This is a genomic window from Streptomyces actinomycinicus (assembly GCF_016741775.1).
GTDB classification, from domain to species: domain Bacteria; phylum Actinomycetota; class Actinomycetes; order Streptomycetales; family Streptomycetaceae; genus Streptomyces; species Streptomyces actinomycinicus.
Genome location: NZ_JAERRK010000001.1, coordinates 546671 through 571094 on the forward strand (window position 1 = coordinate 546671; position 24424 = coordinate 571094).

The 24424-nt window shown below is 72.0% G+C and carries 19 protein-coding genes; 11 read left to right on the top strand and 8 right to left on the bottom strand.

Annotation, left to right across the window (positions count from 1 at the left end; translation table 11 throughout):
* Positions 1–99 precede the first annotated feature (99 nt).
* Together JK359_RS02455 and JK359_RS02460 are read left to right on the top strand one after the other, a co-directional pair.
* The gene (locus tag JK359_RS02455; protein WP_201831082.1) at positions 100–1011 is read left to right on the top strand and encodes a helix-turn-helix transcriptional regulator; all 912 of its coding nucleotides are present in this window, start codon (positions 100–102) and stop codon (positions 1009–1011) included.
* Positions 1012–1063: 52 nt separating this feature from the next.
* Positions 1064–1474 (top strand): PALP domain-containing protein, encoded by a 411-nt coding sequence (locus JK359_RS02460; protein WP_201831083.1) that lies wholly within the window; start codon positions 1064–1066, stop codon positions 1472–1474.
* 187 nt (positions 1475–1661) lie between these two features.
* Here JK359_RS02460 and JK359_RS02465 read toward each other — a convergent pair whose 3' ends face one another.
* Positions 1662–3113: an MFS transporter gene (locus JK359_RS02465; RefSeq protein WP_201831084.1), complete on the bottom strand. Its 1452-nt coding sequence runs from the start codon at positions 3111–3113 to the stop codon at positions 1662–1664.
* A gap of 81 nt (positions 3114–3194) precedes the next feature.
* Between JK359_RS02465 and dusB the strand changes: the two genes are divergently transcribed.
* The gene (dusB, locus tag JK359_RS02470) at positions 3195–4334 is read left to right on the top strand and encodes a tRNA dihydrouridine synthase DusB (protein ID WP_201831086.1); all 1140 of its coding nucleotides are present in this window, start codon (positions 3195–3197) and stop codon (positions 4332–4334) included.
* Between the two features lie 289 nt (positions 4335–4623).
* Here dusB and JK359_RS02475 read toward each other — a convergent pair whose 3' ends face one another.
* From JK359_RS02475 to JK359_RS02490, 4 genes are all read right to left on the bottom strand, one after another.
* On the bottom strand, positions 4624–6192 hold the full coding sequence (locus JK359_RS02475) for an alkaline phosphatase family protein (RefSeq protein WP_201831673.1): 1569 nt from the start codon (positions 6190–6192) through the stop codon (positions 4624–4626).
* 568 nt (positions 6193–6760) lie between these two features.
* Positions 6761–7411: a tetratricopeptide repeat protein gene (locus JK359_RS02480; RefSeq protein ID WP_201831087.1), complete on the bottom strand. Its 651-nt coding sequence runs from the start codon at positions 7409–7411 to the stop codon at positions 6761–6763.
* Between the two features lie 76 nt (positions 7412–7487).
* Complete coding sequence (locus tag JK359_RS02485; RefSeq protein WP_201831089.1) at positions 7488–9425, bottom strand: amylo-alpha-1,6-glucosidase; 1938 nt, start codon at positions 9423–9425, stop codon at positions 7488–7490.
* On the bottom strand, positions 9422–10912 hold the full coding sequence (locus JK359_RS02490) for an MGH1-like glycoside hydrolase domain-containing protein (RefSeq protein WP_201831091.1): 1491 nt from the start codon (positions 10910–10912) through the stop codon (positions 9422–9424). The genes JK359_RS02485 and JK359_RS02490 overlap by 4 nt, the downstream gene beginning before the upstream one ends.
* Before the next feature lie 120 nt (positions 10913–11032).
* Here JK359_RS02490 and JK359_RS02495 point away from each other — a divergent pair, with 120 nt between their 5' ends.
* A complete protein-coding gene (locus JK359_RS02495) occupies positions 11033–12253 on the top strand; it encodes an ROK family protein (RefSeq protein ID WP_201831093.1) in 1221 nt (406 codons plus the stop codon).
* A gap of 415 nt (positions 12254–12668) precedes the next feature.
* Positions 12669–15389 carry a pyruvate, phosphate dikinase gene (ppdK, locus tag JK359_RS02500; protein ID WP_201831094.1) on the top strand — a complete coding sequence of 907 codons (2721 nt, stop codon included), beginning with the start codon at positions 12669–12671 and terminating at the stop codon, positions 15387–15389.
* Positions 15390–15677: 288 nt separating this feature from the next.
* On the opposite strand, the gene JK359_RS02505 is transcribed toward ppdK, so the two are convergent.
* Positions 15678–16406 (bottom strand): DUF5710 domain-containing protein, encoded by a 729-nt coding sequence (locus JK359_RS02505; RefSeq protein WP_201831095.1) that lies wholly within the window; start codon positions 16404–16406, stop codon positions 15678–15680.
* A gap of 270 nt (positions 16407–16676) precedes the next feature.
* Here JK359_RS02505 and JK359_RS02510 point away from each other — a divergent pair, with 270 nt between their 5' ends.
* On the top strand, positions 16677–17897 hold the full coding sequence (locus JK359_RS02510; protein ID WP_201831097.1) for an MFS transporter: 1221 nt from the start codon (positions 16677–16679) through the stop codon (positions 17895–17897).
* Positions 17898–17945: 48 nt separating this feature from the next.
* Here the strand turns inward: JK359_RS02510 and JK359_RS02515 are convergent, their stop codons facing one another.
* On the bottom strand, positions 17946–18623 hold the full coding sequence (locus JK359_RS02515) for a TetR/AcrR family transcriptional regulator (protein ID WP_201831099.1): 678 nt from the start codon (positions 18621–18623) through the stop codon (positions 17946–17948).
* Between the two features lie 80 nt (positions 18624–18703).
* On the opposite strand from JK359_RS02515, the gene JK359_RS02520 reads away from it, so the two are divergent.
* Both JK359_RS02520 and JK359_RS02525 read left to right on the top strand, forming a co-directional pair.
* A complete protein-coding gene (locus JK359_RS02520) occupies positions 18704–20158 on the top strand; it encodes an MFS transporter (RefSeq protein WP_201831101.1) in 1455 nt (484 codons plus the stop codon).
* Positions 20155–20571, top strand: a complete 417-nt coding sequence (locus JK359_RS02525; protein WP_201831103.1) for a cupin domain-containing protein — start codon at positions 20155–20157, stop codon at positions 20569–20571. The genes JK359_RS02520 and JK359_RS02525 overlap by 4 nt, the downstream gene beginning before the upstream one ends.
* 58 nt (positions 20572–20629) lie before the next feature.
* Here JK359_RS02525 and JK359_RS02530 read toward each other — a convergent pair whose 3' ends face one another.
* Positions 20630–21142: a DUF4232 domain-containing protein gene (locus JK359_RS02530; protein WP_201831104.1), complete on the bottom strand. Its 513-nt coding sequence runs from the start codon at positions 21140–21142 to the stop codon at positions 20630–20632.
* Between the two features lie 272 nt (positions 21143–21414).
* Between JK359_RS02530 and JK359_RS02535 the strand changes: the two genes are divergently transcribed.
* The 3 genes from JK359_RS02535 to JK359_RS02545 are packed head-to-tail and all read left to right on the top strand — an operon-like array spanning position 21415 to position 24390.
* Positions 21415–22665, top strand: a complete 1251-nt coding sequence (locus JK359_RS02535; protein WP_201831105.1) for an ABC transporter substrate-binding protein — start codon at positions 21415–21417, stop codon at positions 22663–22665.
* Positions 22662–23564 carry a carbohydrate ABC transporter permease gene (locus JK359_RS02540; protein ID WP_201831106.1) on the top strand — a complete coding sequence of 301 codons (903 nt, stop codon included), beginning with the start codon at positions 22662–22664 and terminating at the stop codon, positions 23562–23564. Before JK359_RS02535 ends, JK359_RS02540 begins: the two co-directional genes overlap by 4 nt.
* The gene (locus JK359_RS02545) at positions 23557–24390 is read left to right on the top strand and encodes a carbohydrate ABC transporter permease (protein WP_201831107.1); all 834 of its coding nucleotides are present in this window, start codon (positions 23557–23559) and stop codon (positions 24388–24390) included. Before JK359_RS02540 ends, JK359_RS02545 begins: the two co-directional genes overlap by 8 nt.
* Positions 24391–24424: the final 34 nt, after the last annotated feature.

A 24424-nucleotide genomic window follows, 5' to 3' on the forward strand; every position in this document is an offset into this window, starting at 1 on the left:
CGTCGAGCTTGCGCCCCTCCCCAGACTGGTACCAGAGTCTCCTCATCCTGGTAGCAGAACTACCTGGCAACAGGATGAGGATGCGGGCACCCTGGAACCATGACGACCACGGCCACCACCCGGGGGACCGCGCAGCAGCCGGGCCGGGGCGCGGAGATCCGCCGGCACGAGCTGGCCGCGTTCCTGCGCAGCAGGCGGGAGCGGATCACACCGGAGCAGGTCGGGCTGCCGCGCGGCGCCCGCCGCCGCACCCCGGGACTGCGCCGGGAGGAGGTCGCCCAGCTCTCCGCGGTAGGGGTCACCTGGTACACCTGGCTGGAACAGGCCCGCGACATCCAGGTCTCCGTGCAGGTCCTGGACGCCCTCGCGCGCGCCCTGCGGCTGGACGCCGGCGAACGCGCCCACCTCTTCCAGCTGGCCGGCGCCACCGACCCGACCCCCGCCGCGAACTGCCCGGGCATCACCCCCGCGCTGCGCGAGATGCTGCACCGGCTGGAGCCGATTCCGGCCTGCATCCAGAACAGCAGGTACGACATCCTCGCCTACAACCGCACCTACGGCCGCCTCCTGGGCGACCTGGACGCGGTCCCGCCCGAGGACCGCAACTGCCTGATCCTCGTCCACACCGACAAGGACTGGCAGGCGGCGATCGTCCACCTCCAGGAGAGCCGGCGCCTGATGGCGGCCCGGCTGCGCGCGAGCCTCGCCGGCCATCTCGGCGAGCCCGCCTGGAAGATGCTGATCAAGCGTCTGGAGGCGGAGTCCCCGGAGTTCCGCGAGAACTGGCGGCGCTACGAGGTGGTCGCCACCCGCTCCAAGACCAAGGAGTTCCTCAACCCCTACGTCGGCCACCTCACCCTGGAACACACGGACCTGTGGCTCGGTCCCGAACTGGGCGCCCGCATGGTGACGTACACCCCGCTGAACGACGAGACCAGGGAACGGCTGGACCGGCTGTACGAGATCGCGGCCGGCGCAGCGGGGGAAAGCCGCGCGTCGACCACGCCATGACCGCCGGCTCCCCGCGAGCTTCGCGGCAGGAAGATCGCTGGGCTTCGGACCTGTGACGGTGACGGCAGAGCGGTCCTCGGCAAACCTTCAGCGGTCTCTGGGCGACCCCGCGATCAGCTACCCGACCGAGGCCTACTCCATCGTCTCCCCGGTCAGCGGCTACCGCGGTGTGGTCGCCGTGGAGGAGAGCGGCGGTCAGGTCCTCGAACTCGGCGACCGGCAACTCGGATCCGCCCACCGGGAGCTGGCCGGCGCCGGCCTGTGGACGGAACTCTCCAGCGCCGCCGGACTCTTGGGCCTGCGCGCGGTCGGCCCCCTGGACGACCTCGAGGGGCCGGTGGTCTGCATCTCGACTTCCAGCGGCTTCAAGAACCTCGGCCTCGGCTCCCGCGCGACCGAGACGGTCACCCCGGAATGGGACGAGGTGCACCGCAGACTGCGCGCGGCGGGAATCGCCCTCTGACCCTCCGGTGCCGGTGCCGGTGCCGGTGCCGGTGCCAGTGCCCGCCCGTGCCGGTGCCCGTGCCCTCCGGTGCCGGTGCCGGTGCCGGTGCCGATGCCGGTGGCCAGTGCCAGTGCCAGTGCCAGTGCCGGTCAGGCCGTCGCCGCCCACGGAACGAACCGGCCGGCACGGGACGCAGGACGCGCTCTCAGACCCGGCCCGAGGCGCCCACGGTCTGACGCACCTCCGCCGACTCCAGTTGTCCGGCCGTCCGTTCGGCGGTGCGGCGGGCCCAGCGGCCGCTGGTCAGCAGGCCGAGGAGGAGGACGGCCAGGCCGCACGCGGTGAGGATCCACCAGCCGGGGCGGGCCGCCGAGACGAACTCCTGCCGGTACGAGGACGAGCCGATGCCGGACGCCAGGACCGCGCCGACCACCGCGACACCGAGTGTCTGGCCCAGCTGCCTGCTGGTGGAGGCGACGGCCGCGGCGACACCGGCCTGGGCCCGGGGCATGCCCGACACCGCCGTGTTGGTGATCGGCGCGTTCACGAAGCCGAAGCCGATCCCGAACAGGACGTAGCCGAGCAGCAGGGTGGCGTTCGACGTCTCCGCCTCGAAGGCCGCGAACAGCACGCCGCTCGCCGTCATCGCCGTACCGGCCACCACCAGGGGCAGGCGCGGGCCGCGGCTGCCGACCAGACGGCCGGACAGCGGGGCGCACAGGAACGTCGGCCCGGCCATCGGCAGCATCCACAGGCCCGCGTGCAGGGCGTCGAGGCCGCGCACGTTCTGCAGGTACAGGGTGGACAGGAACAGGAAGCCGCCCAGCGCCGCGAACGCGCTGATCGCGATCACCGTGGCCCCGCTGAACGGGGCCGAGCGGAAGAAGCGCAGGTCGATCAGGGGCTCGTCGCGCCGGGGCTCGTACCGAAGCAGGGCCAGCAGAGCGGCCACGGCGATCACGGCGAACGGCACCACCGGGCCCGCGCCGGACTCCGGCGCCTGGATGATCGCGTAGGTCAGCGAACCGAACAGGGCGATGACCAGCAACTGGCCGAACGGGTCGGGACGGCGGGCCCTGGGCGCCCGGGACTCGGGGACGAAGCGGAGGGTGAGCAGCAGGGCGGTGAGGCCGACCGGCAGGTTGACCCAGAAGATCGCGCGCCAGCTCACCGACTGCACCAGCAGGCCGCCGACCAGCGGGCCCGCCGCCATGGAGATGCCGACCACCGCGCCCCAGGCGCCGATCGCGCGGGCACGCTCCCGGGCGTCGGTGAAGGTGTTGGTGATGATCGACATGGCGACCGGGTTGAGCATCGAGCCGCCCACCGCCTGGACCATGCGGAACACGATCAGCAGTTCCAGGTTCGGGGCGAGGGAGCAGAGCAGGGAGCCGACGGAGAAGACCACCAGACCGGCCATGAAGACCCGTTTGCGGCCGATCCGGTCGGCGGTGGAGCCCGCGAGCATCAGCAGCGAGGCCAGGACGAGCGTGTAGGCGTCGATCGTCCACTGGAGGCCGGAGGTGCCGGCGTGCAGATCGCGCTGCATCGAGGGCAGCGCCACGTTCAGCGCGGTGTTGTCGAGGCTCACGATCAGCAGGCTCATGCAGCAGATCGCGAGCACCAGCATGCGTCGGCGGTGACTCGGCTCGGGCATGTGTCCATCGTACGCCGATTTCAATAGTGCGTCTAACTAATGAGTGGTACATGATCTTTGCCGATGGGTGACAATGGGGCAATGCCCACGCCCGAGTCCTCCTTGCAGATCGGCCCGCACCCCGTGCAGCCGCCCGTCGTGCTCGCACCCATGGCGGGGATCACCAACGCTCCCTTCCGCACCCTGTGCAGGGAGTTCAGCGGCGGCAAGGGGTTGTTCGTCAGCGAGATGATCACGACCCGGGCGCTGGTCGAACGCAACGACAAGACCATGCAGCTGATCAAGTTCGACGCGACCGAGCAGCCGCGCTCGATCCAGCTGTACGGCGTCGACCCCGCGACCGTCGGCAAGGCCGTCCGCATGATCGCGGAGGAGGACCTGGCCGACCACATCGACCTGAACTTCGGCTGCCCGGTGCCGAAGGTGACGCGCAAGGGCGGCGGATCCGCCCTGCCGTACAAGCGGAACCTGCTGCGGGCGATCCTCCGGGAGGCCGTGTCCGGCGCCGGTGACCTGCCGGTGACGATGAAGATGCGCAAGGGCATCGACGACGACCACATCACCTACCTCGACGCCGGCCGCATCGCCGTCGAGGAGGGCGTCACGGCGATCGCGCTGCACGGCCGCACCGCCGCGCAGCACTACGGCGGCACCGCCGACTGGGACGCCATCGCCCGCCTGAAGGAGCACGTGCCGGAGATCCCCGTGCTCGGCAACGGTGACATCTGGTCGGCCGAGGACGCGCTGCGGATGGTGCGGGAGACCGGCTGCGACGGGGTCGTCGTGGGCCGTGGCTGCCTGGGCCGGCCGTGGCTGTTCGCGGACCTGGTGGCGGCGTTCGAGGGGCGTACGTCCTATGCGCGGCCGACCCTCAGGGAGGTCGCCGACGTCATGGTCCGGCACGCCGGCCTGCTCGGCGAGTGGATCGGCGACGAGTCCAAGGGCGTGGTCGACTTCCGCAAGCACGTCGCCTGGTACCTGAAGGGCTTCGCGGTCGGGTCCGAGATGCGCAAGCGGCTCGCGATCACGTCGTCTCTGGCGGAGCTGCGGGCGGGGCTGGACGAACTGGACCTCGAACAGCCGTGGCCGGCCGGGGCGGACGGGCCGCGTGGGCGGACGTCCGGGAACAACCGGGTGGTGCTGCCGGACGGCTGGCTCAAGGATCCGTACGACTGTGCGGGTGTGAGTGAGGACGCGGAGCTGGACACGTCCGGGGGGTGAGCCGCGCTCCGCGCCCACCCGTCGCCGCGGGGCTCCGCCCCGGACCCCGGATCTTTTGCCCGCCCGCCCACCCGACTCGGTCGGCTGAGAAGTGGCCGACACGGGGCTCCGCCCCGGACCCCGGATCTTTTGCCCGCCCGCCCACCCGACTCGGTCGGCTGAGAAGTGGCCGACACGGGGCTCCGCCCCGGACCCCGGTTTTTGCCCGCCCGCCCAGCCGACTCGGTCGGCTGAGAAGTGGCCGACACGGGGCTCCGCCCCGGACCCCCTTTGCGGGCGGGGGCGGGGGTCAGTTGTTCTTGGGGTGGGGGGTCGAGCCGTAGGCCGTCAGGAAGCGGTCGCGGAAGGCGCTCATCTTCCAGACCGGGGCGTCGTGCGCGGGGCGCAGGCCGTCCGTCCAGTTCCAGTCGGCGATCTTGTCCAGCACCTTCGGATCCTTCGCCACGACCGACACCGGCACGTCACGGCTGGCGTGATTGCCGCTGACCCGGGCGATCGGCTGGTGGTCGCCGAGGAAGACCAGCACCGTGTCCTTGCTCCCGTACCGCTCCAGCCACTCCGTCAGCGCGGTCACCGAGTACTGGATGGACTTCCCGTACTCCTCGCGGGACTTGGTGGTGTCGGCGATGACGTCGGCCGGGTCGTTGCCCGCGGCCTCGATGGACTTGAAGACCGAGCCGTCGCCGAGCTGGTCCCAGCCGACCTTCCGCGGAATGGGCGCCCACGGCTGGTGGCTCGAGGTCAGGATGAGCAGCGACATCCGCGACTTGCCGTCGGCGGGCCGCTTGCTGTGCACGCGCTCCTGGTACTGCTGGAGCGCGTACTGGTCCGGCATGGTCGACCAGCTGAACTTCGGTCCCCGGTAGCCGAGCTGGAAGGCGTTGTAGACCTTGTCGAGGCCGTACCACTTCTGCTCCGGCCACCCCTTCTGCACACCCGGCATGACGCCGACCGTGTCGAACGCGCCGGTCTTCTTGAACGCCTCCGTCAGGCTCATGTGGTCGCTGGCCATGACCGTGCGGTAGCGCTGCTGGTTGCTGATCCACAGGCCCGACATGGTGGTGGAGTGACCGAGCCAGCTGCTGCCGCCGTACGTCGCCGACGTCAGCCAGCCGCTCTTCGCGTGGAAGCCTGCCTTCGCCAGGGCCTCGGTGCGCGCGTCGAGGGTGGCGTCGACGCCGGGCGCCATGACCGGGTCCTCGATCGCGCTCCGCCCGTAGCTCTCGATGAAGGTGAAGATCATGTCCTTGCCCCGCAGGTCCGGCACGAGCTGGCTGCCCGGGGTGTTCCCGAACGCGTCGGTCCGGGCCACCTTCCGGAACTCCGCCTCGTCCCTGAGCGTGTCCGAGACGCGCCGGGCCTGGACCTTCAGCGCGGTCGCGGTGCGGTCGGCGGCGATCGGCACGCCGAACATCTGCAGGCCCAGGGAGGAACAGGTGATCCAGACGACCCCGGCGACCAGGGTGCCCCGGGTCGCGGTGGCGGGGTGCCGGGCGAGCACGTTGCTCAACCGGACCATGGACAGTGCCAGCAGCCCGAAGAGCAGCAGGACGAGGACGACCAGTCCGGCAGCGGCGGCCACGGTGGTCGTGCGGCCGAGGGAGTCCTCCAGGTACGACTCAGCGTCGCTGAGCAGACTCCAGTCGAGCACGACGTTGAAGCCGCGCCCGAGGTACTGGTTGAAGCCCATGTCCAGCGCGTTCAGCACGGTCATCGCCCCGAGCAGCACCCCGGACAGCGCCGCCACGACCACCCGGGGCCGGCGCGGCAGCGCGAGCAGCACGGCGGCCCCCACGACGGCTTCCGCCGGTATCCGCAGGAACTTCGCGGGCCCGAGCCGTACGACCGTGTTCGGCATCACCAGCGCGGCTACGACGAGCGCGGCGGCGAGCACGGTCACGGTGACGGACAGGACCCGGGCGCCCTGCGGGTGCCGCTCCCGCCAGCCCCGCCGCCACTGCGACCAGAAGGTCCACGGAGCCCGCCGGGAAGCACGGGGGACGGGTACGGGCACGGCGCCGGAAGCCTCCTCCGGCTCACCTCCCGCACCCCCGGCCTCCGCGCCACCGGCCTTCTCGATCCCGGTCTCCGCGCCACCGGCCTTCTCGGTTGCGGTCTCCGCACCCCCGGCCTCCGTGCCACGGGCCTTCTCGGTTGCGGTCTCCGCGCCGTCGGCCTCCGCACCTGCGGCCTTCTCGGTTCCGGCCCTCCCGGCTTCGGCCTTCTCGCCTCCGGCCTCCTCGGCTTCGGCCTCCTCGTGCTCCACCACTGCCGGCTGGCGCGTGCTCGTGTCCTGAGACAACCCGGCGTCCTTCCCTGCGAGACCCGTTCCGCGCTCCGGTACGGCTCCCCGCGGGGCAGCGTTCACACCCGACGGGCAAACACCTGGTCAACACGGCCGACGGTACGTCAGGCGGACGCCCGGATCACGGGGCGGGGATGAGCGCGCGGGCCCGCTCGATCCATCCCGACACGGCCTTGGCACCGCAGCTCTCGGCGACCGACCGGGCCTCGTCGAGGTGGCGGTACGCCGTCGACGAGTCGCCGGTTTCGGCCGCGAGGTAGGCCAGTGCCACCAGACCGGCCGCTACTCCGGGCCTGAAGCCGATCTCCCGGCGCAGTGCCACCGATTCGGCCAGCCGCTCGCGGGCCCGGTCGAAGTGGCCCGCATCCTTGTCCGCGAAGCCGAGATGGCGAATCGCATAGGACATCGTCATCCGGTCGCCGACGGACTTCGCCAGCGCGTACGACCGCTCGAAGTACGGCCTGCCGGTGGCGCCGTCGCCCTTGACCACCTGGTGCCAGCAGCCGACCCAGAACAACGCGTCCGCCTCACCCGACGCGTCCCCCAGACGCTCGTACAACTCGGCCGCGCGCTCGAACAGCACCAGTTCCCGGCCGTTCTCCTCGCGGTCGTTCAGGAAACGCACGTGCAGTACCTTGCCTCGCGCCATGGAGAGCGGCGCCTCGACAGCGTCCAGCACGTCATCAGAGCGCTCCAGCGCGGACGTGTCCCCGCCGAACATCGCCGCTTCGAAAAGCTCTCCGGCACGTTCGACCCAGTCCTGCCCCTGCATACGTCGGCCCCTCCCCGTCGGACGATGACACCGCCGAGGCTACCTCCGTGCCCCCGGGGGGAGACGGGAACAAACCCTAAGCGCCCCCGACCGCCGTCAGTAGAGCGAGCGGTGCGGCGGCGGACCGTGCCTCCCTGCCGCACGCGTGCGGATACGGCACCGGCTGCCCGTGCGGAGCACGCCCGTACCCGGCCAGCACCTCCGGCAGCCGGTGCCCCGCCGCCGTCGCCGCGTCGACCAGCCCGTGCGCGACCGTACGGGCCTCGTCGTGCAGCCCGTACCGCGCCAGCCCCAGCGTGATCAGCGCGTTGTCGTGCGGCCAGACGGAGCCACGGTGATAGGAGAGCGGATGGTACGCGGCCTGGCCGGAGGCGACCGTGCGGACGCCCCAGCCGGAGAAGAAGTCCGGTTCCAGCAGCCGCCGGCCCACCGCCTCGCCGTACTCCTTGTCCAGCAGCCCCGACCACAGCAGGTGCCCGGCGTCGGACGCCAGCGCGTCGATCTGCCGGCCCCGCCCGTCCAGGGCCAGCGCCGGGAAGGAGCGCTCCGGCATCCAGAAGTCCCGCTGGAACCGGTCCCGCAGATCGGCCGCCGCCTGTTCCAGCAGGGCGGCGTACGTCTCGTCCGCCCACACCGTGCGCGCCACGCCCGCTGTGCGGCGCAGCGCGTCGTACGCGTACCCCTGGGCGCCCGCCGCCATCACCGCACCCGTGGGCCGGGTGCCGTCGGCGCAGCAGATCGCGCCGGGGGAGTCCTTCCAGTTCTGGTTGGCGAGGCCGCCCTCGTCGGCGCGGTAGACGAGGTAGCCGCGCGAGGTCAGTCCGCCGTGGTCGAGCATCCAGCCCACGGCGGCCCGGGCGTGCGGCTCCAGGCGGCGGCCCAGGGCGGTGTCCCCGGTCTGCTCGACGTACGCGCCGAGCAGGACCAGGAACAGCGGGGTGGCGTCGACCGAGCCGTAGTAGCGGCGGAACGGGACCTGGCCGAAGTGGGCCAGCTCGCCGTGCCGTACCTCGTGCACGATCTTGCCGGGCTGGACGACCGGGGAGAGGCCGGTGCCGGTGGCCTGGGTGGCGGCGAGCGCCGGGAGGGTGGCGGCGGCCAGCTGCGGACGGTAGGGCAGGGCGAAGAGGGAGGTGAGCAGGGCGTCGCGGCCGATGAGGGTGAGGAACCAGGGGGCGCCGGCCGCCGGTACCCGCAGCTCCTCGCCGTCCGGCCCGGTGGCCGTGACCTGGAGCGCCGCCAGGTCCGCGAGCCCGCGGGCGCAGGCCGCCGCCAGTTCCGGCCAGCCGGTCGGGAAGGCCACGCCCTCCACGAACTCGCCCTCCAGCGCGATGAGCTGGCGCTGCACGGCGGCCGGGTCCCGGGGCACGCGCACGGCGCGCCGCTCGCCGTGCGGACGGGCGATCACCCGCAGCAGCAGCTCCGTCGTGGCGTGCGGCGCAAGACCGAGGGTCCACACCAGGCGCCGGGCGCCGGTGCCGGTCTCCTCCACGGCGTCGGGCGGCGGGTCCGCCGTGATCGTCGTACAGGACCGCCATTCGGCGCGCCGGTAGGTGAACTCGATGCCGTCGTCGAGGACCTGTCGGGAGCGTACGGCGCCGGCCTTGACGTAGGTGCGGTGGTCGGAACGGAGTTCGAACTGGTCGGTGAAGTCCGCGTCGACGGTGAGCGCGAGCCGGACCGTGGTGGGTACCGGACGGTTGCTGGTCACCCGCAGGGACTCCGTGAACGAGCTGTTCCCGACGGCCTGCTCACGGAAGAGGGTGTGGCCCGGTGGCTCCTGCCGGCCGCCGCGCGGGACCAGTACGCACCGCGTCGCGTCCCCGTCCGTGACCGGGGTGAGCACCTCGGGCACCGCGCCGTCGACGGTGAGCTGCCAGCGGCTGAGGTGCCGGGCGTCCCGGACGAACAAGCCGTCCGGGGAGCCGCTGCCCCGCACCCCGCTGATGTCGCCCCGGTCGCCCACGGCGGCGAAGGTGGCACCGTGCACGAGCAGATGATGCCGGTCCGTCATCCCCGGTCCCTTCCTCTGTCACTCCTGTCGAACGTGCCGGTGTCCGCGGGGGACACGCCCTTTTGGCGGCTCTTGTCCAGCGTTTGACGATCGTGCGGCGTGCGCCGTCCGTGGAGCAGATCGAGCGCGAGCGCCGCCGTCCAGCTGAAGCCGGCCGCGCCGCAGGCCTCACCGGTGAACGGGTCGACGTACTCGGCGAAGCCGGTCGCCCCGGCCAGCTGCAGCACCGCAGCGCGCAGGGCGTCGGCCGCCGCCGGCTCGCCCTGCACCCGCAGCCCCCGCTCCACCAGCCAGCTCGTGTTGAACCAGGCCGGCCCGCGCCAGTACCGGTGCGGGTCGAAGGCCTCGCCGAGGAGGTCGTAGCTCGGGACCAGCCGGGTGCGGTCGCCGAGCGAGAAGTGCGGGCCGCGCAGGGTGCGCAGGAGTGCCGCGGCGATGCCGCGCGGGAGCCCGGGCAGGAGCAGCGGGACCAGCCCCGAGACACTGCGCTCGGGGAGCAGGCCCCCGCCCCCCAGGTCCCGGCACAGGAACATGCCGGCCTCCGCGTCCCAGAGCCGCGCCACCAGCGCCGCCGTCAGCCGCTCGGCACGGGCCCGCCGGGCGGTGCCGGCCGCGCCCAGCTCCTCGGCGATCCGCGCGAGGGCCTGCTCGGAGGCGATCAGGAGGGCGTTGAACGCGGGATCCTCGAGAGCGAATCCTCCCCCGCCCGCTCCACCCGGGTCCCGGTAGCCGCCGTCCCGGTAGTCGGCCGCCAGGCGCACGTACCGCCCGTAGTCCAGGTCCGTCGGCCGGTCCTCGGGTGCGCTGTGGTCGAGGTCGGCGCGGCGGAAGGAGCGGGTGGGCGCCGGGGTGATCCGGGCCAGCGGGGCGTCCCAGCAGGGGCTGTTGTCCATACCCTGTTCCCAGGGGTGGACGACGGACACCAGACCGCCGCCGCCCAGGTCCCGCCGGTGCAGCAGGTACCGGTGCCAGGCCGCCAGCCGCGGATACACCCGGGCCAGGAACCCGCGGGCGCGGGACAGCCCCGGGTCGGCGCGGTGCACCAGCCAGGCCGCCAGCGCATGCACCGGTGGCTGCACGATCCCGGACGTCTGTACGGTGCACGGAGCGCCGGCGGAGCGGCCCGCGGTGGCGGAGCGCCAGAAGTCGGGGCTCGGGAAGTACGCGTCGAGCGGTACGGAGGGGTTGAAGACGATGTGCGGGATGCGGCCGTCCGCCCACTGGGCCGCCAGCAGCGTCTCCAGCTCGGTCTGGGCCCGCAGCGGCGAGACGTGCCGCAGCCCGATGGCGATGAACGCGGAGTCCCAGGACCACTGGTGCGGGTACAGGTTCCGGGAGGGGACCGTGGAGCTGCCCGTCCAGTTCGCGTCCAGCACCCGGGCCGCCCCGACGTGCAGGGCCGACGTCGTGTCCGGCGGGTCGTATGCGATGTCGTACGCGGTCTCGTACTCCGGACCACGGGTACTGAGCTGGGCAGAGCGTTCCACTCGGGGCTCCCCGGAGACGTCCGGCCGGCCGGCTTCGACGGCGGCTACCGCAGGGTTACGTCTATTTAACACGCAAAACCCACTATGTAATGCAGACTTGAGAAACACAAGGGGGTGCGCATGAGCGGGCGTCCGGGGAGATCGGGGAGAAGCGGGAGCCAGGCCGGCGCCGGCGATCTGCTCGAACTGGTGCGCAGCGGCCGGGCGGTGACGCGCGGCGCGCTCCAGCAGGCGACCGGACTGTCCCGGGCCACCGTCGGCCAGCGCCTGGACCGGCTGTTCCGGGCCGGCTGGCTGCGGGAGGGCGCCGGCGGACCGGTCGGCTCGCCGCTCGGCGGACGCCCCGCCGTCACTCTGGAGTTCGACGGCTCCCATGCCGTGGTCCTCGCCGCCGACCTGGACACCCGGCACGCCCGCGCCGCCGTCCTCACCCTGACCGGCGAGATCCTTGCCGAGCGCGCCGGCACCCTGGTGGTCGAGGACGGTCCCGAGGCCGTCCTCGGTGAGCTGGGCCGCTGGTTCGCCGAGCTGCTGACCGCGGCCGGGCACCGGGCCGGTGAGGTGTGCGGGATCGGGCTCGCCGTGCCGGGCCCGGTGGACAGCGAGACCGGCCGGGTGGTCCAGCCGCCGATCATGCCGGGCTGGGACGGCTACGACATCCGGGGCCGCCTGTCCCGTGCCTTCACCGAGCACACCGGAGCCCCGGCGGTACCGGTGCTGGTCGACAACGACGCCAACCTCATGGCCTACGGCGAACAGCGCACCGGCCACCCCGACTGCAGGGCCTTCGTGCTGGTCAAGGTGTCGACCGGGATCGGCGCCGGGGTGGTCGTGGACGGCTCGGTCTACCGGGGCGTGGACGGCGGCGCCGGCGACATCGGGCACATCCGGGTCGGCGCCGACGCACTGTGCCGGTGCGGCTCGTACGGCTGCCTCGCCGCCGTCGCGAGCGGTGGTGCCGTCGCCCGGCGGCTGGCCGAGTCCGGGGTGCCGGCCGCTTCCGGCTCGGACGTGCGGGACCTGCTGGCGGCCGGGCACCCGGAGGCCGCCGCGCTGGCCCGGGAGGCCGGCCGCCGGGTCGGGGACGTGCTGGCGACGGTCGTGACCCTGCTGAACCCCGGCGTGCTGATGATCGCGGGCGATCTGGCCGGAACACCCTTCCTGACCGGCGTGCGCGAGCTGCTCTACCAGCGGGCCCTGCCCCGCTCGACCGCTCATCTGGACATCGTCACCTCCCGGCTCGGGGAGCGGGCCGGGCTGACCGGTGCGGGAGCGCTGGTCGTGGAGCACCTGTACGCGCCGGAACGGGCCGAGGAGCGCCTCTCCGCCCTGGGCGTGTGACGCGCGGATCGCTCGCCGGGCAGGTCCGCAAGGGGGTCCGCATGGTGAAACCCGGCGGTCTGTGACAGCGTGATTCTCGCCACCCTTGATAAGGGCAGCGCTCAGATGAGCGGATCTTGGGCGCCTGCACTTCTCCAAGGGGTGGCACTGGGTGCCACCCCTTGATCGTTCATCGATCGAAATCACCCGTGCCGAGGCCCGCTCATCTGAGCGGAAAACCGCACCTGTGGGCAGTGTTGCCTTCAAGAAGTGAAAACATACGGCCGGCTTGGCTTGCCAAGCTTTGACTTTCGATCCGCTGGCGGACGGGTGGTTACAGGCGCATGACGGCTGAGTGGACGTACCTATAGACCTTCGATCTGGGTATGTTCCTGGCCGTCAGGGCAGCCACCGTGGCCTCAAGGAGTCGAGACCCGTGTCGGAAAACAAAGAACCCCACGTAGCGAAGTTCGTTTACGACTTCACCGAGGGCAACAAGGACCTCAAGGACCTCCTCGGCGGCAAGGGTGCCAATCTCGCCGAGATGACCAACCTCGGTCTGCCGGTCCCTCCCGGCTTCACCATCACCACGGAGGCCTGCAAGGTCTACCTGGACAGCGGTGAGGAGCCCGCGGCACTGCGTGACGAGGTCAGTGCGCACCTCGACGCCCTCGAGCAGAAGATGGGCAAGAAGCTCGGCCAGGCCGACGACCCGCTGCTCGTGTCCGTCCGCTCCGGCGCCAAGTTCTCCATGCCCGGCATGATGGACACCGTCCTGAACATCGGCCTCTCCGACAAGTCGGTGCAGGGCCTGGCCAAGCAGGCCGGCGACGACCGCTTCGCGTGGGACTCCTACCGCCGCCTCATCCAGATGTTCGGCAAGACCGTCCTCGGCGTCGACGGCGAGCTGTTCGAGGAGGCCCTCGACGCGGCCAAGGCGGCCAAGAAGATCACCGTCGACACGGATCTCGAAGCGGCCGACCTGAAGAAGCTGGTCACCAAGTTCAAGAAGATCGTCAAGGCCGAGGCCGGCCGGGACTTCCCGCAGGACCCGCGCGAGCAGATGGACCTCGCCATCAAGGCCGTCTTCGACTCCTGGAACGGCGACCGCGCCAAGCTGTACCGCCGCCAGGAGCGGATCCCGCACGACCTGGGCACGGCCGTCAACGTCTGCTCGATGGTCTTCGGCAACCTCGGCCCCGACTCCGGCACCGGCGTCGCCTTCACCCGCGACCCCGCCTCCGGCCACCAGGGCGTCTACGGCGACTACCTGCAGAACGCCCAGGGCGAGGACGTCGTCGCGGGCATCCGCAACACGGTTCCGCTGGCGGAGCTGGAGCAGATCGACAAGAAGTCGTACGACCAGCTCATGCAGATCATGGAGACGCTGGAGAACCACTACAAGGACCTCTGCGACATCGAGTTCACGATCGAGCGCGGTCAGCTGTGGATGCTCCAGACCCGGGTCGGCAAGCGCACCGCCGGCGCCGCCTTCCGCATCGCCACCCAGCTCGTCGACCAGGGCCTGATCGACGAGACCGAGGCCCTCCAGCGCGTCACCGGCGCCCAGCTGGCCCAGCTGATGTTCCCGCGCTTCGACGACAGCGCCAAGACCGAGCAGGTCGGCCGGGGCATCGCGGCCTCGCCGGGTGCGGCGGTCGGCAAGGCGGTCTTCGACTCCTACACCGCCGTCAAGTGGTCCCGCTCGGGCGAGAAGGTCATCCTGGTCCGCCGGGAGACCAACCCCGACGACCTCGACGGCATGATCGCGGCCGAGGGCATCCTGACCTCCCGCGGCGGCAAGACCTCCCACGCGGCCGTCGTCGCCCGCGGCATGGGCAAGACCTGTGTCTGCGGCGCCGAGGAGCTGGAGGTCGACACCAAGCGCCGCCGTATGACGGTCCCCGGCGGGCACGTCGTCGAAGAGGGCGACCTGATCTCCATCGACGGCTCGTCCGGCAAGGTCTACCTGGGCGAGGTCCCGGTCGTCCCGTCCCCCGTCGTGGAGTACTTCGAGGGCCGGATGCACCCCGGCGCCGACGACGCCGACGAGCTGGTCGAGGCCGTCCACCGCATGATGGCCTTCGCCGACCGCAAGCGCCGGCTGCGGGTGCGCGCCAACGCGGACAACGCCGAGGACGCGCTGCGCGCCCGTCGCTTCGGCGCCCAGGGCATCGGCCTGTGCCGCACGGAGCACATGTTCCTCGGTGAGCGCCGCGAGATGGTCGAGAAGCTGATCCTCGCCGACACCGAGGAGGAGCGCGAGGCCGCCCTGCGGGAGCTGCTGCCCCTGCAGAAGAAGGACTTCGTGGAGCTGTTCGAGGCGATGGACGGCCTGCCCGTCACCATCCGCCTCCTCGACCCGCCGCTGCACGAGTTCCTGCCCGACATCACGGAGCTGTCGGTCCGCGTGGCGCTGGCGGAGTCCCGCCAGGAGCCGCACGAGAACGAGCTGCGCCTGCTCCAGGCGGTGCACCGCCTGCACGAGCAGAACCCGATGCTGGGCCTGCGCGGCGTCCGCCTCGGCCTGGTCATCCCCGGCCTGTTCACGATGCAGGTCCGCGCCATCGCGGAGGCCGCGGCCGAGCGCAAGTCGGCCAAGGGCGACCCGCGCGCGGAGGTCATGATCCCGCTCGTCGGCACGGTCCAGGAGCTGGAGATCGTCCGCGAGGAGGCGGACCAGGTCATCGCCGAGGTCGAGGCGGCGACCGGTACGAAGCTCAAGCTCGCGATCGGCACGATGATCGAGCTGCCGCGCGCCGCGCTGACGGCCGGCCAGATCGCCGAGGCCGCGGAGTTCTTCTCCTTCGGCACGAACGACCTGACCCAGACGGTGTGGGGCTTCAGCCGCGACGACGTCGAGGCCTCGTTCTTCACGGCGTACCTGGAGAAGGGCATCTTCGGGGTGTCGCCCTTCGAGACGATCGACAAGGACGGCGTCGGCTCCCTGGTGAAGGCCGCGGCGGAAGCGGGCCGGCGTACCCGCCCCGACCTCAAGCTCGGCGTCTGCGGCGAGCACGGCGGTGACCCGGAGTCGGTCCACTTCTTCCACCAGGTGGGTCTGGACTACGTCTCCTGCTCCCCGTTCCGCATCCCGGTCGCCCGCCTCGAGGCAGGCCGCGCGGCGACCCAGTCGGAGGGCAGCGACCACCGCTGACCCACCCGGAACCCCGGAGCCGCCGTTGGTCCCCGACCCTCACCGATCGGCGGCGGCTCCGGCGCACGAAAGAAGGGGCGGCACCCTGTGCGGGGGTGCCGCCTCTCCGCGCATCATGCGCGGAGACCGCAGAGCTACGCCGCTGAAGAGGAAAAATGGCGTTTGCCGGCATGGGACGCCGGTGAACCCAGGAAGCCGGTGTGCCCTCGTTGTGCCCTGAGGGTGCGGCTGGGCTCCGTCAGGCGTCGTCATCACAGAGGCCCCGCCCGGATTGGGCACCCTCCCCGGCTACGCGGTCCCAGTCTGTTGAGGCGGGATGCTCCCGCGGCGCAGCGCATCAGCAGCAATCGACGGCCGGGAGTCCGCTGCCGGCGGAGGCGCCAGGCTGATGCCGGCATCCGTCAGGATGGACAGGTCCATCTCGTAGCTGCGCTCGGACCGGGCCCTCCAGACTTCGAACGCCTCGGCAACGTGCGTGCGGGCCTGCTCTTCCGTCATGCCGGTGACGTTCATAAGGTGCAGCAGCGCTTCCGGAGCCTGTCCACGCAGCTGGGCCAGCCCGAAGTGGGTGACCCTGTGGCAGTCGGTGCACAGGCAGATCAGCCGGCCCAGCCTCTGTACCAGCCGGTCCTCGTCGTACACCCACCGCTCGTGCGCTTCCAGCCAGCGCTTCACAGCACGGTCCTGTGCGGCGCCGCACACCTCGCACCGCCGGCCCGCCCTACCAGTGATCATCCGGCGAAGACGTTCCCAGTCCCTTGGCGAGACGCAGGACCGGACGTTGGTGAACCAGCACGAAGACGGCACCAGGTCGACGAACAGGCCCTGCCCCAGTGTCCGGTCCTCGCCCGGGAGAAGTTCCGGCACGGCGGGGTCGGCGAGCCAGCGCTCCAGGGAGGCTTCGCGACAAGGCGGGGCGTACCAGCGCCGTGCAGTGGCGTCCCATCGGGCGCCGGCTGCTTTTGCCTCGTCCTTCTCTTGGTAACTCACGTCCAGCCAGGTACGCGAGACCCCCATGTCCCCTCCCAGCGCCACAAGTTGCCGACTGCGAGATCTTATGGGGCGTCAGTGGGCCCAAGTGGGCTTATCGGAAACCGCGAGGACCGGATTGCGAGGCCGGCGTGTTCTGAGGCTTCGGTCTCGCGGGCCTCTGTCTCGAAGCCGGCGCCGGTGGCCGTTCCCGTGGCTCTCCCCGGACAAGGGTGCTGTCGCGGAGCTGCGAGCTTTTGTGCCTTTCCTCCTGGTGGACTGGGAGGGTACCGGCGGTCCCCGTACAGGACGGAACCCATGCCCTCCACGACCACAGGCACCACGCAGCCCCACGCAACCGGCCTGCCGGCGCGGTCGCCCCTCGCCGGGTGGCCGGCGGTGGTCTCGGTGATGCTGGGCATCTTCTCGATCGTCACCACGGAGATCCTCCCGATCGGACTGCTCACCTCGATCGGCTCCGACTTCACGGTCTCCGAAGGCATGGCAGGCCTGATGATGACCATGCCGGGCTTCCTCGCCGCCGTCTCGGCGCCCGTGGTCACCGTCGCGACGGCACGCGTCGACCGCCGCCTCATGCTGTGTGTGTTCATGGCGCTGCTGGCCGCGGCCGACTTCCTCGCCGCGGCCGCCTCGCACTACTGGCTCGTGCTGGTGTCACGCGTCGTGGTCGGCATCGTCATCGGTGGGTTCTGGTCGATCGGCGCGGGACTGGCCGAACGCCTGGTCCCCGCCGAGTCCGCCGGCCCCGCGACCGCCGTCGTCTTCTCGGCCGTCCCCCTCGGTTCCGTCCTCGGGGTGCCGGCGGGAACCTTCGTCGGGGACCTCGCCGGCTGGCGTACGGCCTTCGTCGCCATGGGCGTCCTGACGGTCGGCGTGCTGGCCGTGCTGTCGGTCGTGGTGCCCCCGCTGCCGCCCGTCCGGGCCGCCCGTCGGGGCGCGCTGGGCGGCATGTTCCGCAACACCCACACCCGCTTCGCGCTGCTGCTGACGTGCCTCGTGGTGCTGGCCCACTTCGGGACCTACACCTATGTGACCCCGTTCCTGGAACAGGTCACCGAGGCCGGCTCCGGGCGGATCACCGTGCTCCTCCTGCTGTACGGGGCCGCGGGGATCGCCGGCAACTTCGCGGCCGGCTCGTCCGCCGTACGGCGGCCGCGGGTCACCTTCGGGCTCGCCGCGGGCATGGTGTCGGCCGCGGCGGTGCTCCTTCCGGTGCTCGGCCGCTGGGAGTCCGGCGCGGTCGCCCTGCTGATCATCTGGGGTGCCGGGTACGGGGCCGTGCCGGTCGCCTCCCAGGCGTGGTTCGTCAAGGCAACGCCGCACGCGCCCGAAGCCGCCTCGGTACTGTTCACCGCGTCCTTCCAGGCCACGATCTCGCTGGGGGCCCTGATCGGTGGCCGCGTCGTGGACCGTACCTCCCCGTCCACCGTCATGACGCTCGGCGGTGTCACCGCGGCTCTCGCGGTCGCCGTGGTCCTGGCTCACCGTGCGCGCCGCCTGACCTGGCCGGACGAGTGAGCCTGCGGAGCGGAGGTCCGCCGTCGGGGCCCTGAGGGTGGTGGACCGCTATCCCGGGGCCTGGTCCAGGAGTCCGTCGAGCAGCGCCCGCAGCCCCTGCTCGTACGTGTCCTGCGCCGTCAAGGGGGCCCAGCGCGGGGCGATCCGGGACAGGTGGGGGAGTTCGGCCGGGTCGAGGCCGGCGAAGACCCGGTCGCGGTAGGTCGGGCGGTCGTCGGTCGCCCGTCGGCGGGCCGAGGTCGCGCGGACCAGGATCTCGCCGGCCGTGAAGTACCAGATCGCCCGGTAGCCGTGCACGGCCTGCTCGAGGGTGAGTCCGCAGTCCGCCAGTCCGGCGACGATCTGTTCCACGAACCAGAGGGCGGACGCGGACAAGAGGTCGTCCGCCGTCAGCACCTCCACGATCCAGGGGCACGCGGCGAGCACGTCGTGGATGGCCACGGCCGCCGTGAGGATCCGTTCGCGCGGGTCCGCGGGCGGCGGTTCGGGGCGGTGCAGGGACCTGTCCGCGTAGTCGTCCAGGAGGAGGACGAGCAACTCCTCCTTGTCGCGGACGTGGTGGTACAGGGCCATCGGCGTGCTGCCGACCTCCGTGGCGAGCCGGCGCATCGTCAGCCGGTCCACGCCGTCCTCCGACACGATCCTGCTCGCCGTGCGGATGATCTCCTCGCGGGAGATACGAGCAGGCCGGCCGGCGGTTCTGCGGGGCGCGGGCGGTTGTGGCATGGGCTCATCATCCCTCAGGCGGCGGGGAGTCCGGGCGGCGGGTGTCGACACCGGCAACCGGTGCGCGCTAGTTTTCTTACATGTATAGAAACTTACGAGGCCGTCCTGGGGCGGTGCTGGCCGCGGCCGCCGTCGCCCAGTTCGTCGTCGCCCTCGACATGGCCGTCGTCAACATCGCGCTCCCCGACGTCCGCTCCGCACTCGGATTCGCCCCGCTCGACCTGTCCTGGGTCGTCCACGTGTACGCGCTCACCTTCGGCGGGTTCCTGCTGCTCGGCGGCAGGGCCTGCGACCTGTACGGCCGCCGGCGGCTGTTCGCGGCCGGGCTGGTGGTGTTCGGGATCTGCTCGCTGGCGGGCGGACTGGCCCAGGCACCCTGGCAGTTGGTCGCTGCCCGCGCGGGGCAGGGGGCGGGGGCCGCCGCGACCGCGCCGGCCGCGCTCGCCCTGCTGACCACCACGTTCACCGAGGGCCCCGGGCGCGTGCGGGCCCTCGGTGTGTGGAGCGGGATGAACGCCGTGGGCGGTGCGCTGGGCGTACTGGCCGGCGGAGTGCTGACCGAGTACGCCGGCTGGCGCTGGGTGATGCTGGTCAACCTGCCCGTGGTGGCGGTGGCCCTCGCGCTGACGTACGCGGCCGTACCCGCCGATGTGCCACCGGCCCGGCGGGGGCGGCCGGACGCGCTCGGTGCCGTCCTGGCCACCGGCGGCACCGGACTGCTGGTGTTCGGCGTCGTACGCACCGACGTCAACGGCTGGGCGTCCGCCGCCACATGGGGCACGCTCGCCGTCGCCGCCCTCCTGTTCGGTGCCTTCGTCGCCGTCGAAGCGAGGTCCCCGGCCCCGCTGCTGCGGCTCGGCCTGCTGCGCAGCCGCTGGGTCACCGGCGCCGGTCTGCTGGTGTTCCTGGCGGCGGCCGGGCAGTTCACCGCGTTTTACTTCGTGTCCCTGTACCTCCAGCAGGTGCTGGGACTCGGCGCCGCCGCGACCGGCGCCGCGTTCCTGCCGTTCTGCGCCGGCTCGGTGGTGGCCACCGTCGCCGCGACCCACATCACCGCGCGGCGGTCGCCGCGTGCCGCGCTGGTGCCCGGCGCGCTGTTCGCCGCCGCGGGCATGGCCTGGTTCGCCGGGATCAGCCCGCACGGCGGCTTCCTCACCGACGTGCTCGGCCCGTCCGTCCTCACCAGCCTCGGCATCGGCCTGGTGTTCGCTCCCGCGGCCACCGCCGCGACGACGGGCGTCCGGCCCGGCGAGGCCGGCATGGCCTCGGGCGTGTTCAACAGCGCCCGGCAGCTCGGCGGCTGCATCGGCCTGGCCGGCCTGGCCACGGTCGCCGCGCACCGCACCGGCGGCGCGGCCGACCCCACCGGCCCCGCCGCGCTCACCGACGGCTACGCGCTGGGCCTCGCCGTCGCCGCGGCCCTCTTCGTGCTCGCGGCGGCGGTCGCGCTCGGCGTTCTGCCCCGCCGCCGGACTGCCGGCCCCACCGCACCCGCCACCGCCGGCGAACCCCGACTGGAAGGAACCCCGTCATGACCACCGCCCCCGTCACCCCCGTCGACCTCTTCGGCTCGGCCCTGCACCTCCTGCCCGACGGTGACGTCCGGGCCGGTGCGCGGCGGATGACCGACGGCGACCCCGGCGTCTGGCAGGTCGCCGCCTTCCACGTGGAGACCGACGCCGACGTGCACGCCGACCACTGGGAAGCGCATCCCGACGGCGAGGAGGCCGTCTGCTGCCTGTCCGGCGGCGTCCGCCTGTACCTCCGGCCCGTCACCGGGGACGGCACGGAGGACGGCACGGAGGAGATGGTGCGGCTGCGGGCCGGCACCGCCGTGGTCGTGCCGCGCGGTCGCGCGCACCGGCTGGAACTGGACGCTCCCAGCGACCTGATGTCGATCACCCGGCGCCGCGGCACCTACCAGGAGCGGCGCGCCGAGCCCCGCTGAGGGCCGTGCGGGTCCGGCACCGGCCGCGGTGCCGGACCCGCGTCACGGTCCGCTCCGTTCAGAAGGCGCCCTGGACGTTCACCGGGCCGACCTGGAAGGTGCTGGAGCAGATCGTCCAGGGGGCCGGGACCAGGACCGCGGTGCGGGACGCCGGGGGGTAGACCTGGAGATAGGCACCGGTGCGGAGGCAGGGGCCGCCCACCGGGCCGTTGGTGGTGCGGACGACCGCCGAGGCGGAGTGGGCGGGGCCCAGCGTGACGGTGCCGTAGGTCCGGCCGCTGTGGGTGGCGGCCGGACCGATCCGGTGGTGCGCGCTGTCCAGGACGCTGACGCCCGGGTAGCCGCGCAGGGCGCAGTCGGTCGTACTGGTGTTGGTGAACCGGATCGGCCAGTACAGCGAGCCCGCCGCGCCCTCCTTGGTGCCCATGGACAGATACAGGTCGCTCACCGCGCAGGTCCGTACGGCGGCCGTGGTCCGGGCCGCCGCCGGCGTCGCGCTCCACGCGGCTCCGGTGGCCGTGACGCCCACGAGGGCGGCGCCCAGCGCGACCGCGGTGCCGCGCCTGCGCAACGTCCGGCGGAACCTCCGCGGTGGATTCGGACGGTTCGGAGAACTCAAGGGGTTCGGATACGGGAACATGGCACATCCCCCTCCATCGGGCGAATGGGTGGATGAAGGTCACTGAATTGGATGCGTCCCGGAGCGGAAAAGTTGTGCATCGCCGCCAGGAACATCCCGGGCCGCCCGCCCTCCCGGCATTCGGCCGCAATGCCCCTTACGTAATCACCGCGCGGGGTTGATCGTTAGGCCGTGCATCGATGACGAACGTCAGGGGGCACACGATGGGGAGTTTCAGCCGCAGGACGCTGCTGGCCGCGGGAGCGGGCGCCGGGATCCTCACCGCCTGCGGATCGAACACCGGGCGTGGCGGCGGCGGTTCGGGGCCGCGGCTGTCGCACTGGTACCACCAGTACGGCGAGGCCGGTACCGAGCAGGCCGTGCAGCGGTACGCCGCCGCCTACCAGAAGGCGCGGGTCGGCATCGAGTGGCGGCCGGGGAACTACGACCAGCAGACCGCAGCGGCGCTCCTCACCGACTCCGGACCCGACGTCTTCGAGGCCGACGGGCCGACCCTCGACCAGATCCGGGGCGGCCAGGTCCTGGACCTCACGGAGCTGGTGGACGGGGTGAAGGGCGACTTCCGCCCGGCCGTGCTCGGCCCCAAGACGTACGAGGGGAAGGTGTGGGCCATCCCGCAGGTCGTCGACATGCAGCTGCTCTACTACCGCAAGAGTCTCCTCGAGGACGCGGGAGTCGAGCCGCCCACCACCCTGGACGCCCTGGTCGATGCCGCGGGAAAGCTCACCGACGACAAGGTCAAGGGGCTCTTCCTCGGCAACGACGGGGGAGCGGGCGCACTCGGCGGAACCCCGCTGTATGCGGCCGGGCTCCAGCTCGTGACCGAGGACGGCGGGGTCGGCTTCGACGGCCCCGCCGCCGCCCGCACCCTCGGCAAACTGCACCGGCTCCACGCCGACCGCTCCCTGCTCCTCGGTGCCCCCACCGACTGGTCCGACCCGGCCGCCTTCGTCCAGGGGCTGACGGCGATGCAGTGGTCCGGACTGTGGGCGCTGCCGCAGGTGCGGAAGGAACTCGGCGACGACTTCGGGGTGCTGCCCTTCCCGGAGGACGGGAGTGACGGACGGCCCGCCGTGCTCGTCGGCGCGTACGGGGCCGCAGTCAGCGCGCGCAGCCGGAACAAGGAGGCGGCGAAGGAGTACGTTCGCTGGCTGTGGGTCGAACGCATCGACTACCAGCGGGACTTCGCCCTGTCCTACGGATTCCACATCCCTGCCCGGATCTCCCTCGCCGCGCGCGCCCCCGAGCTGGAGGAAGGCCCGGCCGCCGACGCCGTGCGGTTCACCGCCGACCACGGTCATGCCCAGCCGCTGCTGTGGACCCCGGCCTGCCGGACCGCCTACCAGGACGCGCTCAGCCGGATCATCAGGAGCGGGGCGGACCCGGAGAGCGAACTGCGGGCCGTGGTACGGAAGGTGTCGGCCGAACTCGACCGCGTGAAGAAGTCGTCGTGAGGCGCCGCGGAGCGCTGTGGTTCTGGGTGTTCGTCGGGCCGTTCGCGCTCGGGCTGGCCCTGTTCACCTACGTCCCGCTGCTGTGGAGCGTGGCGCTCAGCTTCTTCGACGCGCGCAACACCGTCACGCCCACGGACTTCGTCGGACCGGCCAACTACACGGCGGTGCTGGGGGACGACGGGTTCACGGACAGCCTGCGGACCTTCCTCGTCTTCACCGCCTTCATCGTCCCCGTCACCTACGTGTTCTCCCTCTCCCTCGCCCTGATGGTCAACCGGGTCCGGCGGGCCCGGGCCTTCTTCCGGTCGGTGTTCTTCCTGCCCGCCGCGTGCAGCTATGTCGTGGCCGCGCTGATCTGGAAGATGTCCCTCTTCAGCGGGGTGCGGTTCGGGCTGGCCAACACCGTGCTGGGGTGGTTCGGCGAGGATCCCGTCGCCTGGCTGGCCACGCCGGATCCGCCCTGGTACTGGCTGGTCATCGTGACCGTACGGCTGTGGCTGCAAACGGGGTTCTACATGATCCTCTTCCTCGCGGGACTGCAACGCATCGATCCGGTGCTGTACGAGGCGGCGGCCGTGGACGGGGCACGGCCCGGCTGGACGGTGCTGCGGCACATCACCCTGCCGCAGCTGCGGGCCACCTCGGTCGCGGTGCTGCTGCTGCTCGTCGTCGGCGCCTTCCAGGCCTTCGACGAGTTCTACAACCTGCTCTCCGACGCCAGGGGCTATCCGCCGTACGCCCGGCCGCCGCTGGTCTACCTCTACTACACGGCCCTCGGGCAGGGCCAGAACCTGGGGTTCGGGAGCGCGGGCGCGGTGATCCTCGCGCTGGTCGTCGCCGTCGTCACGGCCGGGCAGGCGCGCTGGCTGAAGCCGGGGAGGACGGACGGCGATGGATGACGCCCTGGTACGCGCCGGGCGGGCGCTGCGGCTGGTGCTCCTGATCTCGCTCGCGCTGCTCTTCCTGATCCCCTTCTACCTGCTCGTGCGCAACGGGCTGTCGAGCGAGCGGGACATCACCTCGCCCGAATGGACCTTCTTCCCCGCCGTGTTGCGGTGGGGGAACGTCCGGGAGCTGTTCGACGACCCGTCCGTGCCCTTCGCCCGGTCCCTGCTCAACTCCGCGCTGATCGCCGTAGCGACGACGCTGGGGACCCTCGTCCTGGCGTCCCTCGCCGGGTACGGGCTCGCCCGCATCCCCTACCGGCACGCGAACAAGGTCTTCCACGGCATCCTCGGCACCCTGCTGGTCCCGGCGGCCGTCACCTTCGTACCGGGCTTCGTGCTGGTGTCGTCGCTGGGGTGGGTCTCCACGCTGCGGGGACTGGTCGTCCCGACCCTGTTCCCGGCGTTCGCCTGCTTCGTCTTCCGGCAGTACTTCCTCGGTTTCCCGCGGGAGCTGGAGGACGCGGCACAGGTGGACGGGCTCGGGTACTGGCGGACGTACTGGCGTGTCGTCGTGCCCAACGCCCGTCCGGTGTTCGCGGCGGTCGGGACGATCGTGTTCCTGGGCGCCTGGAACTCCTTCCTGTGGCCGCTGGTGATCGGGCAGGACCGCGACGCCTGGACGGTGCAGGTGGCGCTGTCGTCGTTCACCACGTCCCAGGTCGTCCGGCTGCACGAGCTGTTCGTCGCGGCAGCCGTGTCGATCCTGCCGTTGCTGCTGGTGTTCCTGTGCTTCCAACGGTGGATCGTGGCCGGGGCGGAGCGGTCCGGGATCGACTGACGGCCCCGACCTGACCGGCTCAGGCCGTGGAGCC